Here is a 13,365-nt window from a genome sequence, read left to right as displayed (position 1 = left end):
TCAGTTTTTCTGAAGAGGGGGCCGTGCGATGCGGGAAATCAGTCTGGATCGGTTGCGCACGTTAGTGGCCATCGCCGATCAGGGGTCGTTCGCTGAAGCGGCGCGAGTCCTGAACCTCGCGCCGCCGACGGTCAGCCTGCACATTGCCGATCTGGAGCAACGGGTGGGCGGCGTCTTGCTGTCGCGCACTCGCGGACGGGTTCAGCCTTCGGCCATCGGCGACACCCTGATAGCGCGCGCGCGACGCCTGTTGGCCGATGCCGAGCAGGCGCTGGAAGATGTCGAGCGTCAGGTTCAGGGACTGGCCGGGCGGGTGCGGCTGGGTGCGTCAACCGGTGTCATCGCGCAATTGCTGCCCCAGGCGCTGGAAACCCTGGAGCAGGTGCACCCTGGCATCGACGTGCAGGTTGCCGTGCTGACGTCACAACAGACGCTGCAAAAGCTCGCGGACGGCAGCCTGGACATCGGGGTGATTGCATTGCCCCAAGCGCCGGTAAAGGGACTGTCGATTCAGCCGTGGCGGCGCGACCCGGTGATGGCGTTCCTGCCGGCTCGCTGGGACTCTCCGCCAGTGATAACGCCGTCATGGCTCGCCAGTCAGCCGCTGATTCTCAACGACGCCACCACGCGGCTGTCCCGCCAGGTGGCGGAGTGGTTTGCGGGCGAGGGGCCCCAGCCGACGCCGCGCATTCAGCTCAATTACAACGACGCGATCAAGAGTCTGGTGGGGGCGGGCTATGGCGCGACCTTATTGCCCCACGAAGCATCCACGCCAGCGCCCGAGAACCGCATTGTCATGCGTCCGTTGCAGCCGGCGTTGTGGCGGGAATTGGGCATTGCGCACCGGGCGGGAAGCGTCGAACGCTCGACCGGGTTTGTGCTGGAGGTGTTGCAGGAGCTGGAGGCGTTATAGCTCAAGGGGTGGTAAAGCAGACGTGTAGCCGACCGGTGCGTGATCCTGTCAGGCGCCCGGTCGGTTACAGCGTGGCTGTCATGCCATCAGAATTTGAACGCCTGGCGCCCGATCAGCAGCCATTGGCCTTTCTGTTTCTGCCAGACCTGAAAGTTTTCGATCTCGGTCGGCACGACCTTGCCACTGTTCACAGCTTCTGCAGAGAAGTGATTGCGCACCAGGGCAGTGTCGCCGTTCATGTTGATTTTCTGGTTTTTCATCTCAAGGGTATTGAAGCCGCTGCGACCGGTTTCGATGTCGGCGATGAACTCATCCTTGTTCTGCACTTTGCCGCTGGAGTGGCCGTAGGTGACGTTGTCGGATGTCAGGGCTTTGAGGCCGGGGATGTCCTTGTGCAGCATCGCCTGGGTCATTTTGTCGACCGCTTTGGCGACGTCTTGCTCATCGGCAGAGGGAGCAGCGGCAACGAAGCCTGAAAACAGGCACAGGAAGCCGAGGGTCAGTTTGAGTCTGGTCATGGGTGCATCCTTTTTTATTGTTGATGGAAGCGTAAGGCAGGGGCCATCTGGATAAAAGTGGCTTTTGTACGTCGTCGTACAACTGCGCCGCTCAGGCTAGCCCACAACGGGCGTGTTGGAAAGGGAGTGTTTGAAAGCGGGGAGCCGCCGCGCGTCTTGATACAGGCTGGCAAAATACTGCTTTACTGAGGACTCGCTGCGGCACGTTCAGACGCTCGCTATCGCGCCTATGGCCGTTGAACCACCGATGAGGATGCGCACAGATGACCCGTCTCACCGCCAAAGACTTCGCCCCGGAATTGCTTGAGCTCTATGACCACTATGTTCACGGCAAGATCAATCGCCGGGAGTTTCTCGATCGCGCGGCGGTATTTGCCGTGGGCGGGCTGGCGGCGACGACGATTCTGGCCTCATTGAGCCCCAACTATGCGCTGGCCGAGCAGGTCGAGTTTACCGACCCGGACATCATCGCCGAGTACATCACGTATCCGTCGCCCAAGGGCCATGGTCAGGTGCGCGGGTATCTGGTGCGGCCAGCGAAGGCCGATGCCAAAGTCGCGTCGGTGCTGGTGGTGCATGAGAACCGCGGTCTGAATCCCTACATCGAAGACGTCGCCCGCCGTGTGGCCAAAGCCGGTTTCATTGCCTTGGCGCCTGACGGTCTGACGTCGGTCGGGGGCTATCCGGGCAATGACGACAAGGGCCGCGAGCTGCAGCAGAAAGTCGACCCGGAAAAGCTGATGAACGATTTCTTTGCGGGCATCGAATGGCTGATGGCTCATCACGCCTCCACCGGAAAAGTCGGGATCACCGGGTTTTGTTATGGCGGGGGTGTCTCGAATGCGGCCGCAGTGGCCTACCCGGAGCTGGCGGCGGCGGTGCCGTTTTATGGCCGTCAGCCCAGGGCCGATGATGTGAGCCGGATCAAGGCGCCGTTGTTGTTGCATTACGCTGAGCTGGATAAGCCGATCACTGACGGCTGGCCGGCGTATGAAGCGGCGTTGAAGGCGGCGGGGAAGACCTATGAGGCGCATATTTATAAGGGCGCCAACCACGGTTTTCATAACGATTCGACGCCGCGGTATGACGATGCCGCCGCGACATTGGCGTGGAACCGGACGGTGGATTGGTTCAGGAAATACTTGGTCTGACTGGAAACGGCAGTGCGGCTGAGAGGGGTCTGCCTAAGGGCAGACATTTCGCCTTCGGCGACTTACTTTTGAAAAGCACCAAAAGTAAGCAAAAGTGCCTGCTCCTGGTTGGGCCCTTCCTTCGTCAGGGTTCCTTCACTCCGGTCTCGCTCCGTGGGCCCGCGCCGAACGGACATCCATGTCCTGACGGCGCTCTCGCCGCATCCATGCGGCTCGGCCCACTGCGCGAGACCTGCGTTCAGCCTGCACCCAAGTCGCGATAGGTGTCGTCTGGACTTCCCGGGCCCGAAGATCAAAAGCAGATCAAAAGCTTCCCGGCTGAAGCCGGTCCTACTGGATGCACGCGATGCTTTTTTTAGGACTGGCTTTAGCCGGGAAGAGGCCGGCGTGATCGCCACCACTCTTTTGATCGTTCCTCACGCTCCGCGTGGGAATGCATCCCCTGACGCTTTGCGTCACCGGTCTGGCTGAAGGAACGAGTACTCATTGTGGGACCGGCTTTAGCCGGGAAGAGGCCGGTGTGTTCGCCATCACTTTCGCGGTATGCCACCCGACGCCTTCCCGGCTGAAGCCGGTCCCACTAGGTGATCGCGGTGTGCCAACTGGCACCAAAACCCTGCACGGTGTGCTTTTTTAAGGCGAGCGCAGGCTCTTTCAACAGTGAGTAAGAAACCATCCACCCAGGCAGGCCGGGGCTTTCACCCCCGTGGCCCGGCTTTTGCTTTCGTTGAATCCAAACTTGGATACAAGATGGATGCCTCCCATGCACGACCTCCACAACCCGCATTTCGGCTGGACAATTAACGAGTGGCTAACGGCCTATCAGGCCGGGCAGTTGTCCCCGGAAGTCCTGCTCACGCTCCCCAGCGCTTACCCGGAATCCGACACCGCATGGATCGCCCGTGCCAGTGAGGCGCAGATCAGCGAGCAGCTCGAAGCCCTCGCCGAACGGCTCGCGGCGTTGAACGGCGACATCACCCAACTGCCGTTGTACGGCGTGCCGTTCGCGATCAAGGACAATATCGATGCCGCCGGCTGGCCGACGACGGCGGCGTGTCCCGAATTTGCCTACACCGCAAGCAAGGACGCGACTGTGGTGGCTCGACTGCGCGCAGCGGGGGCGATTCTGATGGGCAAGACCAACCTTGATCAGTTCGCCACCGGCCTGGTCGGTACGCGTTCGCCCTACGGCGCCGTGCCCAACAGCTTTAATCCTGATTATGTCAGTGGCGGCTCCAGCTCTGGCTCGGCGTCGGTGGTGGCGCGGGGCCTGGTGGCGTTTTCGTTAGGCACTGACACCGCAGGTTCGGGTCGGGTGCCCGCCGGGTTCAACAACATCGTCGGCCTGAAGCCCACCAAGGGCCGATTGCCCAACACCGGGCTGGTGCCGGCGTGCAAGACCGTGGACTGCATTTCGATCTTCGCGCTGACCGTTGAAGACGCGCACAAAGTCGCCGGCCTGGCCGAGGGATTTGATAGCGATGACGCCTATTCCCGCCACAATCCGGGCACGGCGCCGGTGGGCTTTCGCGTCGCGATGAAGCTGGCGGTGCCGGACACTTTGGAGTTCTTCGGCGATACGCACAATCAGGCCGTGTTCGAACAGGCGCTGCATCGTTTGAGCGACATGGGCGCCGAGATCACCCGCATCGACTTTGCCCCGTTCAAGGCCCTGGCCGAGCAGCTCTATTACGGCCCGTGGGTGGCGGAACGCGCAGTCGCTTTAACCGCGATGCTGGAAACCAACCCCGACGCCATCAACCCGGTGGTGCGCGGCATCGTCGAAAGCGGCCTGGCTTACAGCGCCTGTGACGCCTACCGCGCCGAGTACCTGCGCGCTACGCTGAGCCGCCAGATCAACGAGGCGCTGGCCGGCTTCGACGCACTGGTCGTGCCCACCTCCGCGACCTTGCGCACCCAGGCGGAAATGGCCGCGGAGCCGGTGCTGTACAACTCGCAGTTCGGCTTCTACACCAACTTCACCAACCTGGCGGACCTCTCGGCCCTGGCATTGCCTGCCGGTATGCGTGCGGATGGCTTGCCGTCGGGCATCACCCTGATTGCACCGGCGTGGCACGATACCGCGCTCGCCCGGTTTGGCCAGCGCTGGCAGGAAAGCGTCGGCTTGCCGCTGGGCGCAACCGGTCGCTCACTGCCCGCTTCGCCACCTTCGCCAGCCGTTGCACCGCGCGGCAGCGTGCGGGTTGCCGTGGTGGGTGCGCACCTGACCGGCATGCCGCTCAACGTCCAGCTCACGAGTCGTGATGCCGTGCTCGTCGAACAAACCCTGACGGCGGCCGATTACCGGCTCTACGCGCTGCCCGGCACCGTTCCACCCAAACCGGGTCTGGTCAAATCCCCAGGCGGTACGTCCATCATCGTTGAGCTGTGGGACCTCCCGATGGCGCGCTTTGGCGAGTTCGTTGCCGAGATCCCCGCGCCGCTGGGCATCGGCAACCTGACGCTGAAGGACGGTCGCAGCGTCAAGGGCTTCATCTGCGAACCCTGGGCGATCGACGGCGCGCTGGACATCACACCTTTCGGTGGCTGGCGCGCGTACATCGCCAGCCTGAAGAAAGCCTGACCCAACGCCTGACGCGGCCGGCGCACCATGCACAGCATAAAGCCACGTCACGTCTAACCATCCCGAGTCGGAGCACGCAGGCCATCATCCCTCATCAAAAACCCAAACTGCGCCCGGACAACCTGGCCGAGCGCATCTATCAGCAGCTCAAGGAGGACATCTTCGAGTTCCGCCTGCTGCCGGGAGATCGCTTCAGCGAAGGCGAGGTGGCCGAACGCGTGCAGGCCAGCCGCACGCCGGTGCGGCAGGCGCTGTATCGGCTAGAGCGCGAAGGCTATCTGGAGGTGTATTTCCGCAGCGGCTGGCGGGTGAGGGCGTTCGATTTCAACTATTTCGAAGAGCTTTACGACGTGCGCATCGTGCTGGAGTGCGCAGCTCTGACTCGTCTTGAAGCGCTGGATCTGGAGCAACACCCGGTCATCGATGAACTGAAACACACCTGGCTCGTCACCCCCTCCGAACGCCTGCAAGACGCCCAGCAAGTGTCAGCCTTGGACGAGCGTTTCCATTGCGCATTGCTGGAAGCGGCAGGCAACACCGAGATGGCGCGGCTGCACCTGGAGATCACTGAGAAGATCCGCATCATTCGCCGCCTGGATTTCACCCAGGCGGCGCGCATCGAGGCGACCTACGACGAGCACGCGCAGATTCTTGGCGCCGTGCTCGATCGCCAGACCCGGCATGCGCAGCAGTTGCTCACGCAGCACATCGAGATCAGCAAGCAGGAAGTGCGCAAGATCACCCTGCACCGGCTTCACGTCGCCCGGCCTTGAGCTGACGTCGGCACCTCGCATCGCCCACAAATCAAAGACCTCTCAGCGCGGATTGCGGCGCTCCGTCACTTCGGCCAACACCGCCAGGTCCATGTCGCCCTGACCGTGGTCGATGGCGTCCTGCAAGTGGGCGCGAATCATCTCGGCGCTTGGCATTTCTACCGACACCTGGCTGGCCGCGGCCAAGACCAGGTCCACATCCTTGAGCCCCAGCACCGCCTTGAACGCCGCCGGCTCGTACGTGCGTTCGCCAATCAGCGCGCCATAACCGGCGTACACCGGGCCGGGAAAGATCGTCCCCGCCGCCAGCTGCACCAGATCGGCGGATTTCAGACCGTGACGGGTGACCAGCACGGCGGCTTCGCTCATCGCCTCGATGGCCGAAACCAGCATGAAATTCATCGCCAGTTTCATCGCGTTGGCGCTGGAGGGCTTGTCGCCCATGGGCCAGGTCTTGCTGCCGATCAGGTCGAACAACGGCTGCACCCGCTCGATGGCTTCAGCGGAGCCGGCCGCCATGATGTTCAGCTTCGCGGCGGCGGCCATGTTGGGGCGGCCCATCACGGGCGCGGCGATGTAGTCGATGCCTTGTGCGGCGTGCAGCTCGGCCAGTTCATCGGCGAAGGCCACGGAGATGGTCGCCATGTTGACGTGAATCAGCGGGCCCTTGAGTTGTTTGAGCAGGCCGGAATCCAGCAGCACGGTGCGCAACGCGTTGTCGTCGGCGAGCATGCTGAATACCACGTCGGCGGCGAACGCCTGGGCAGGCTCGGTGACCGCCGTGGCACCTTGCTCGACCAGTGGCTGCGCGGCATCGGCAGAACGGTTCCAGACCAGCAGTTCATGACCGCCTTTCAACAGATTGCCAGCCACGGCCTGACCCATATTGCCGAGGCCCAAAAAGCCGATTTTCATGGGGGTACGCTCCAGTAGACCAAGGGAGTACGGCGCGAGAGAGCGCCACGCGGGGCGAGCAGGATCGTTCACGACCTGTGCAGCTCACCTTCCTGAAGGATGGGACCGCGCCGCTCTAGAACCGTGCCCGGCCATTGCACGTGCCCGAGTACTACCTGTGCTGCCCGTGCTGCGCAACTTGCCTCGCCTCGCCGCGTATCACCAGACCAATGCCGACACCGGAGACCGCCATGCCCAGGGCCATAAGCCACGACAGCGGTTCGTCGAACATGGCCCAGGCCAGCAGGAGGGTCAGTGGCGGACTCAGGTAAAGCACGCTGGCAACCCGCGTCGGCGTGGCCCGGCGCAGGCACATCCAGTACAGGCCGTAACCGCCGACCGTCGACACCGACGTCCACAGCACACTCATCGCGAAGCCTGCATTGGGGACGGGCGCGAGACTCCCGTGCAGTCCGGCAACGACAGCAAACACGAAGGTCGAGACGAAGCACTGCAACCACAGGTTGGGCAGCAGACCCAGCGCCTTCGGGTCCGGGGAGTGTTTTTGCCACAGCGTGGCGACCGCCAGCGACAGCATGCCCAGCACCGGCAGGGCATAGGCCCATGGCGGTGCGCTGCCCCAGGCCAGCGCGTCGTGGGTCGCCAGCATCACGCCCGCCAGGCCGATCAGCAACCCGGCCCATACGCCTCGGGTCAATCGCTGGCGGAGCACCACGGCCGCCAGCATGGCCATGCCGATCGGCAAGAGATCGGCAAACAGCGCCGCCAGCCCGGCGGGCACACCCAGGGCAATCCCTTCGGTCACACCGAACAGATAACCGGCCATGGCCAGCAGGCCGATGCCGGCGTTTTTCAGCAGCACCGCGGGCGGCGTCTGGCGCAGTGGCCGGGCGACGAAGGGAAACAGAAGAAACGTGACCAGGATGCAACGCCAGAACACCACCAGCGACGCCGGCGCGTAATCGATGGAGAAGCGCGCGCCGATGAAGCCCGAGCTCCAGATGACCACCAGCCCGGCTTCGAGCATCGGCAAGGGGAACGCCCGGCGCCGGGACGGAAGAGGGAGGCTCACGTTGGTCAGTTCGTTTGAAGTGTTCATGGACCCAACGTACCCAACCGCCGTAATCTAATAAATCAAAATAAACGACAGCAGTGCTTCGGGATCAGTGAACCATGAGCGCCATTCTGGATATCGAACAGGTCCGCACCTTTCACGCCGTGGCGCGCATCGGCAAGTTCAGTGCGGCGGCGGAACAGCTGCACAAAAGCCCGGCGGCGGTCAGCGTGCACGTGCAGCGGCTGGAAGCGCTGGCGGGCGGGCGACTGCTCAATCGTGACAATCAGTCGGTGTCGCTGACGCCGCTGGGCAAGCGTTTTCTGACCTCCACCGCTGCGCTGCTGAGCACCCACGATCAAGTGCTGGCCGAGCTGCAGGGCACGCAGCTGGCGGGGCGCATCACTCTCGGGGTGCCGGACGAATACGCCACGCACCTGATTCGCGACGTGCTGCCGATTTTCACCGCCGCCTGGCCGAACATCGTTCTGGAGCTGAAGACCGCGCCCAGCTTCACGCTTCGCGATCAGGTGCGGCGGGGTCGTCTTCAGGTGGCGGTCATCGCCCAGCCGGAAGGCCAGCTGGGCGCGGACGATCAATTGCTGGTGCCGACAACGCCGGTGTGGGTCGGCGCCGCGCATCTTCCGGGGGATATGCCGGACCCGTTGCCCCTGGCCGTGCATGCCGCGCAATGCTCGTACCGGCAAGCGATGATCGAGTCGCTCAAGCGCAGCGGCCTGCGCATGCGCATCGTGCTCGAGAGCTCGTCCAATCAGGCGGTCAAGGCCTGCGTCCAAGCAGGCCTGGGGATCAGCGTCATCGACCGCGCCCGGGTCACCGACGGCATGCGCATTCTCGACGGCCTGCCGCCGATCGCTGACCACGACATCATCGTCGTGCGCTCCTCAGCTTCCCACGGGGATGACGCCGTGGACCTGCTGCGTCGGGCGATCGGGCAGTATTTCCGGCTTTGAGGGCGCCGCGGGTCAGTCCTCGGAGCGCTCGCAGAAGCGCAGCCGATTGCCGAACGGGTCGGCGATTTCCATGACCTTGCCCCAGTCGAGGTCCTGGATGCCGGGGCGTGAGTAGCCGTAGTTTTTTGCCAGCAGTTCGCGCTGCAATTCGGCGATGTCGCTGACCGGCACGAAGAGCGTCGAGCCTGGCGTGGCGTCGCCATGGTGTTCGGTCAGGTGGATGACCAGTTGGTCGCGGCGGGCCTGGGCATACAGCGGCAGACCCGGTTCAAAGCGGTGCTCCCACTCCAGGCTGAAGCCGAGAAAATCCATATAGAACTCTTTCGCCTTGGCTTCGGAAAAGATACGAATCAGCGGTATCGCCGGGGACATCTGCACAGGGGGTCACTCCTTGATGGTCTGAGCGAGCGATTCTAGCCCAGAGTGGTCCGGCGGCTACCCCGCGTCGGCTTTAGAAGGCGGCTGGCGCACGTAAATCGCCAGCAACATCGCGCCGAGGCTCAAGGCCGCTAGGGCCAGCGAGCCCACATCAATCGCCAGATCCAGGCCCCATGCGGTGGCGGCGCGGCCCAGCAACAGAGCGACAACGCCCTGCATCAGGTACGCCACCAGAAACAGCGCCGACAGGGTCCCGGCCCGGTGATGCATCGGCGCGTGGGCGTTGATCAGATTGAGGCCGCCCATGAACAGCAGGCTGTAGCAGGCGCCGCTGGCCGCGCTGGAAAGCAGGAACACCGGTAGGGCGTGGGTCTTGGTCGCGAGCATGAGCAGCAACAGGCTGACGATGGAAACGCTCGCGCCGGCGATGATCGACAGCCTTGAGCCGAAGCGTTTGCCGACGATGCCGGTGATGCCGAGCACGATGGCGAACAGCGAAATGGCGCCGCCGTTGACCAGCGCGTTGCTGGAGCCGATCAGGTCGTGGGCGATCTGCGAGCCCAGCGACAGCATCGTCGCCCCGACCGAATACGCGCTAAGCACCGCGCTGACTGACACCAGAAATGTGCGGCGCAGTGGCGGATGAATGTGCGGCACCTTCAGCGACCATGGCTTTTTGCTCTCCGCCGGGGTGTGCCGGGGCAGTCGCCAGACGCCGAACAGCGTAGCGCCGAGCACGACGATCAACACCCAGAAACTCAGGCGCGTGGGGAACGGCGCGTACTGGATCAGGCCACCGCCGATGATCAGGGCGGCGGCAAGGCCCGAGGCCTGCGCGGCGGTGGTGATGGCGCCGGCAAGTTTCGCCTTGCCCGGCGCACTGAACTCGACCACCGCAGCCGCCGAAGGACCTGCCGACAGCCCGACGCCGATGCCCATGAATGCCCGGCCGATCAACAGCCAGGTGACATCGGGGGCGACGGCAAACAACAGCACGCCGATCAGTGAAGCGCCGACACCGAGCAACATCGCCGCACGGCGCCCGATGTAATCAGAGAGGTCGCCCAGGGCAATCAGCGTCGCCACCACGAACACCGGGAACACCGCGAAAATCAGCGTGGTCACGGTTGGCGTCAGTTGCCATTGATGGGCGTAAAGCGGGTACATCATGGCGGGCGCGGCGCTGGTCCACAGCGTATGGACCACCACGGCGGCCGCGACCCAGAAGCTGGTCTGCCTGCTCCATGTCGTGTGGGTGTGATTCATTCGAAGCGCCTCGCAGGGATCAGATGGGTGACATTAAGAGAGAGGGGTGGAGTGGGCTTGTACCGATGTGCGTTTGAGGGTGTTCACACTGGCCCCTTCCCGGCTAAAGCCGGTCCCACGGTCGAGGTCACAGCCCGTTCCGCTGGTGCACGCAGGCTCCTTGTGGAACCGGCTTCAGCCGGGAAGACGTCGGAGGCCATACCGCAAGACGGGTAGCCTCCGATGGCCTCAGTTCAGGTGAGCCTTCAGCTCGCCCGCGGCCTGGCGCATGGCTGCTTTGACTTCGGGAATGTTGCTCAGCGGGTTGAGCAGGCCGTAGTCGTGGACCATACCGTTGTAGCGCACGGCGGTGACGTCGACACCGGCGGCATCCAGCTTGCGGGCGTAGGCTTCGCCTTCATCACGCAGCACGTCCAGGGCGGCGGTTTGCACCAGCGCAGGCGGCAGGCCCTTGAGCTGTTCGGTGCTGGCGCGCAGCGGCGAGGCATGAATGTCGGCGCGCTGGTTGGCGTCGGTGGTATAGCTGTCCCAGAACCAGGTCATCATGTTTTTGGTCAGGAAATGCCCCTCGGCGTATTGCTGGTATGAGCCAGTGTCGAACGTCGCATCGGTCACCGGCCATAACAGTAACTGGAAGCGCAGCTTGGGCGTGTTGTGCTCCTTGGCCATCAGCGCTACCACGGCTGCCATGTTGCCGCCGACGCTGTTGCCGGCCACGGCCAGACGCGAGCCGTCGACATTGATCTCCTTGCCATGTTCGGCCACCCATTGGGTCGCGGCGTAGGCCTGATTGATCGCCGTCGGGTAATGCGCTTCGGGTGAGGGCGTGTAATCCACGTACACCGCGACAGCCCCCGAGCCCACCACCAGATCGTGAATCAATCGGGCGTGAGTCGGGTAGTCACCCAGCACCCAGCCGCCACCGTGGAAGAACATGAACACCGGCAGCGCACCCTTGACGTTGGCCGGGCGCACGATGGTCAGCTTGATGTTCTGGCCATCGGCCTTGATGGTTTTCTCGCTGACTTGAGTCCCGCTCAAATCCACCTTCACCGAATTCTGCGCGCCGGTCAGCACCGCACGGGCGTCTTTCGGGCTGAGCTGTTCCAGTGGCTTGCCACCCCCGGCGGCCAGCGCATTGAGGAACGCCTGGGTCTGGTGTTCAGGCACGGCGGTTTCAGCGGCGAAAGCCTGGCTGACGGAGAGAGCGAGGAGGGTAGCGGTCAGGGCTTTTGTCAGAGTATTCATGATGGCGCTCACATGGATTGGCACGGGAATCAAATGAGCCGGCTTAGCGCATCGAGCGCTTTCCGGCTGGCTTGGACCACACTGTACGGTGTTGCCATGAGTGGAACAATTGGCCTGATTAGAGACACATTGTTTCCGTTAAGGAGACGATAGGCTGTGAGGGACGCCAGTCGGTTTTACGTATAGAGGCCTCAGCCAGGGAATCCGTGCAGCAGAAACAAAAACGGCGCCGTGCTGAACATCAGCAACGGCGCACGTCTGAGAGGCGGGGGTGAAGCAAATTAGCTGCGCAGGTCCTTGTTGATCTCGTCTTCGTCCTTGTGAGGCGGCGCTTTCGGCAGCTCGGCAGGGTAGAACTCACCCTTTAGATTCAGTGCGGCGATGCGCGCCTTTAGTTTTTCGATGACCAGGTCGATGTCCTGTTGATCATCGAGATCGTCCACACGCAGCCACAGGTGCGGGAGGTTTTCAAAATACACGCCGTCGATTTCCACATCGGCGGTCATTTCGCGGTCCTGGCGCCACAGGCACTTGCGGTGAACCGTTGCGGGGTCTTGAGGCCAGGTTTCCGACGTGGTCAGCCAGACCTCGTGGTAATCCTGCAGGTCAATTTCTTCAATTTTGTCCAGTGGGATAAAAGTATTCACATATCACCTGTCAGCCAAGGGGACCGGGCGAGGTCGTTGCGCTGCTGACTGCCCCAGATCCCGAACCGTTTCATAAAGCGCACACCACTATGGCCGCCGTTTGGCTGACGAGTTCAACGCCCGCGCGCTATTGCCGCACGGCTAAGCCCCGTCAACGCAGCGACGTTAACGCATCGACCTCAACGCAGCGACGTCAGCGCAGCGTCGGCTCACGACTGAACGCATCCACCGCACGCACCAGGCCCCTGGACGCCAGCGCCACCAGCTCGGCGCCTTTTTCCGGAGTCGCCAACGCGGGGTCGGAGCCCATGCGCCCATCGGGGAAGCGCGCACGGAAGTCCTTCGCCTCCCGGATCGGCCCGGACGGTGCGATCTGCGGCGAGTAGTCCGCCGACTTGATCGAGTCCGGGTAGGCCCACTGGGTCACCGCGATCTCGGACGGCGTCGCGTGTGAACCGTGGCCTACCGGAAACTGCCGGTGGGCCAGTTCGCCGACGCCTTCCAGGTCCCACCAGTTGATCAGCTTCAGGGCGAAGCCGGCAGAACGCCCGGCGAAACTGGCCTCAGCGTACAGCTCGGAAAACGCCGCCTCGATCGACGCGACGTTACCGCCATGACCGTTGAGGAAGAGGATCTTTTCGAAGCCGTGACCCGCCAGCGAGCGCGCCCAGTCACCGATGGCGGCGATGAACGTCGAGGGGCGCAGCGAGATCGTCCCGGGAAAGCCCAGGTGGTGTTGCGCCATGCCAATGTTGAAAGTCGGGGCAATCAGGATATCGGCGCTCTTCTGCGCTTCGTGGGCGATGATCTGCGGGCACATCCAGTCCGTGCCGAGCAAGCCGGTGGGCCCGTGTTGTTCGTTCGAGCCGATGGGCACGACGATCGTGCGGCTGCGTTTGAGAAACTGCTCGATCTCGATCCACGTGGACTGGTGCAGAAGCATG

Annotated in this window: 13 protein-coding genes; 5 read left to right on the top strand and 8 right to left on the bottom strand. The window is 63.3% G+C overall.

All coding sequences use genetic code 11. The features are described from left to right. Positions 1-28 precede the first annotated feature (28 nt). Positions 29-913: a LysR family transcriptional regulator gene (locus tag FX982_RS23170; protein WP_172612759.1), complete on the top strand. Its 885-nt coding sequence runs from the start codon at positions 29-31 to the stop codon at positions 911-913. 86 nt (positions 914-999) lie between these two features. Here FX982_RS23170 and FX982_RS23165 read toward each other — a convergent pair whose 3' ends face one another. Beyond that, complete coding sequence (locus FX982_RS23165) at positions 1,000-1,431, bottom strand: nuclear transport factor 2 family protein (protein WP_172612758.1); 432 nt, start codon at positions 1,429-1,431, stop codon at positions 1,000-1,002. A gap of 263 nt (positions 1,432-1,694) precedes the next feature. Here FX982_RS23165 and yghX point away from each other — a divergent pair, with 263 nt between their 5' ends. The 3 genes from yghX (at position 1,695) to FX982_RS23150 (ending at position 5,939) form a co-directional block, all read left to right on the top strand. Continuing rightward, on the top strand, positions 1,695-2,582 hold the full coding sequence (gene yghX, locus FX982_RS23160; protein ID WP_172612757.1) for a YghX family hydrolase: 888 nt from the start codon (positions 1,695-1,697) through the stop codon (positions 2,580-2,582). A 763-nt stretch (positions 2,583-3,345) separates the two neighbouring features. Beyond that, entirely contained in the window at positions 3,346-5,166 is a 1,821-nt protein-coding gene (gene atzF / locus FX982_RS23155; protein WP_438826293.1) for an allophanate hydrolase, read from the top strand. 83 nt (positions 5,167-5,249) lie between these two features. Beyond that, entirely contained in the window at positions 5,250-5,939 is a 690-nt protein-coding gene (locus tag FX982_RS23150) for a GntR family transcriptional regulator (RefSeq protein ID WP_172613156.1), read from the top strand. A gap of 42 nt (positions 5,940-5,981) precedes the next feature. On the opposite strand, the gene FX982_RS23145 is transcribed toward FX982_RS23150, so the two are convergent. Both FX982_RS23145 and FX982_RS23140 read right to left on the bottom strand, forming a co-directional pair. Continuing rightward, positions 5,982-6,854 (bottom strand): NAD(P)-dependent oxidoreductase, encoded by an 873-nt coding sequence (locus FX982_RS23145; protein ID WP_172612755.1) that lies wholly within the window; start codon positions 6,852-6,854, stop codon positions 5,982-5,984. A gap of 151 nt (positions 6,855-7,005) precedes the next feature. Beyond that, positions 7,006-7,881: a DMT family transporter gene (locus FX982_RS23140; RefSeq protein ID WP_172613155.1), complete on the bottom strand. Its 876-nt coding sequence runs from the start codon at positions 7,879-7,881 to the stop codon at positions 7,006-7,008. A gap of 146 nt (positions 7,882-8,027) precedes the next feature. On the opposite strand from FX982_RS23140, the gene FX982_RS23135 reads away from it, so the two are divergent. Further along, positions 8,028-8,882, top strand: a complete 855-nt coding sequence (locus FX982_RS23135) for a LysR family transcriptional regulator (protein ID WP_172612754.1) — start codon at positions 8,028-8,030, stop codon at positions 8,880-8,882. Positions 8,883-8,894: 12 nt separating this feature from the next. Here the strand turns inward: FX982_RS23135 and FX982_RS23130 are convergent, their stop codons facing one another. From FX982_RS23130 to FX982_RS23110, 5 genes are all read right to left on the bottom strand, one after another. Beyond that, positions 8,895-9,260, bottom strand: coding sequence for a glyoxalase superfamily protein (locus FX982_RS23130; protein ID WP_172612753.1), 366 nt, complete (start codon positions 9,258-9,260; stop codon positions 8,895-8,897). Positions 9,261-9,317: 57 nt separating this feature from the next. Next, positions 9,318-10,526 (bottom strand): MFS transporter, encoded by a 1,209-nt coding sequence (locus FX982_RS23125; protein ID WP_172612752.1) that lies wholly within the window; start codon positions 10,524-10,526, stop codon positions 9,318-9,320. Between the two features lie 228 nt (positions 10,527-10,754). Then, complete coding sequence (locus FX982_RS23120) at positions 10,755-11,774, bottom strand: alpha/beta hydrolase (protein ID WP_172612751.1); 1,020 nt, start codon at positions 11,772-11,774, stop codon at positions 10,755-10,757. A 281-nt stretch (positions 11,775-12,055) separates the two neighbouring features. Beyond that, entirely contained in the window at positions 12,056-12,421 is a 366-nt protein-coding gene (locus FX982_RS23115; RefSeq protein ID WP_122534448.1) for a hypothetical protein, read from the bottom strand. Positions 12,422-12,614: 193 nt separating this feature from the next. Next, on the bottom strand, positions 12,615-13,364 hold the full coding sequence (locus FX982_RS23110) for a creatininase family protein (protein ID WP_172612750.1): 750 nt from the start codon (positions 13,362-13,364) through the stop codon (positions 12,615-12,617). Between the last annotated feature and the right edge of the window lies 1 nt (position 13,365).

Origin of the sequence: Pseudomonas graminis, assembly GCF_013201545.1 — a bacterium.
In the GTDB taxonomy this organism is placed as follows: domain Bacteria; phylum Pseudomonadota; class Gammaproteobacteria; order Pseudomonadales; family Pseudomonadaceae; genus Aquipseudomonas.
Note: the sequence above shows the minus strand (reverse complement) of the source record. Positions and strands in the feature narration are given on the sequence as shown.

Bases quoted from the DNA above. Each gene is read 5' to 3' on its own strand.
- FX982_RS23170 (WP_172612759.1), top strand. From the start codon at position 29: ATGCGGGAAATCAGTCTGGATCGGTTGCGCACGTTAGTGGCCATCGCC.
- FX982_RS23165 (WP_172612758.1), bottom strand. From the start codon at position 1,431: ATGACCAGACTCAAACTGACCCTCGGCTTCCTGTGCCTGTTTTCAGGC.
- yghX (WP_172612757.1), top strand. From the start codon at position 1,695: ATGACCCGTCTCACCGCCAAAGACTTCGCCCCGGAATTGCTTGAGCTC.
- atzF (WP_438826293.1), top strand. From the start codon at position 3,346: ATGCACGACCTCCACAACCCGCATTTCGGCTGGACAATTAACGAGTGG.
- FX982_RS23145 (WP_172612755.1), bottom strand. From the start codon at position 6,854: ATGAAAATCGGCTTTTTGGGCCTCGGCAATATGGGTCAGGCCGTGGCT.
- FX982_RS23140 (WP_172613155.1), bottom strand. From the start codon at position 7,881: ATGCTCGAAGCCGGGCTGGTGGTCATCTGGAGCTCGGGCTTCATCGGC.
- FX982_RS23135 (WP_172612754.1), top strand. From the start codon at position 8,028: ATGAGCGCCATTCTGGATATCGAACAGGTCCGCACCTTTCACGCCGTG.
- FX982_RS23125 (WP_172612752.1), bottom strand. From the start codon at position 10,526: ATGAATCACACCCACACGACATGGAGCAGGCAGACCAGCTTCTGGGTC.
- FX982_RS23120 (WP_172612751.1), bottom strand. From the start codon at position 11,774: ATGAATACTCTGACAAAAGCCCTGACCGCTACCCTCCTCGCTCTCTCC.
- FX982_RS23110 (WP_172612750.1), bottom strand. From the start codon at position 13,364: ATGCTTCTGCACCAGTCCACGTGGATCGAGATCGAGCAGTTTCTCAAA.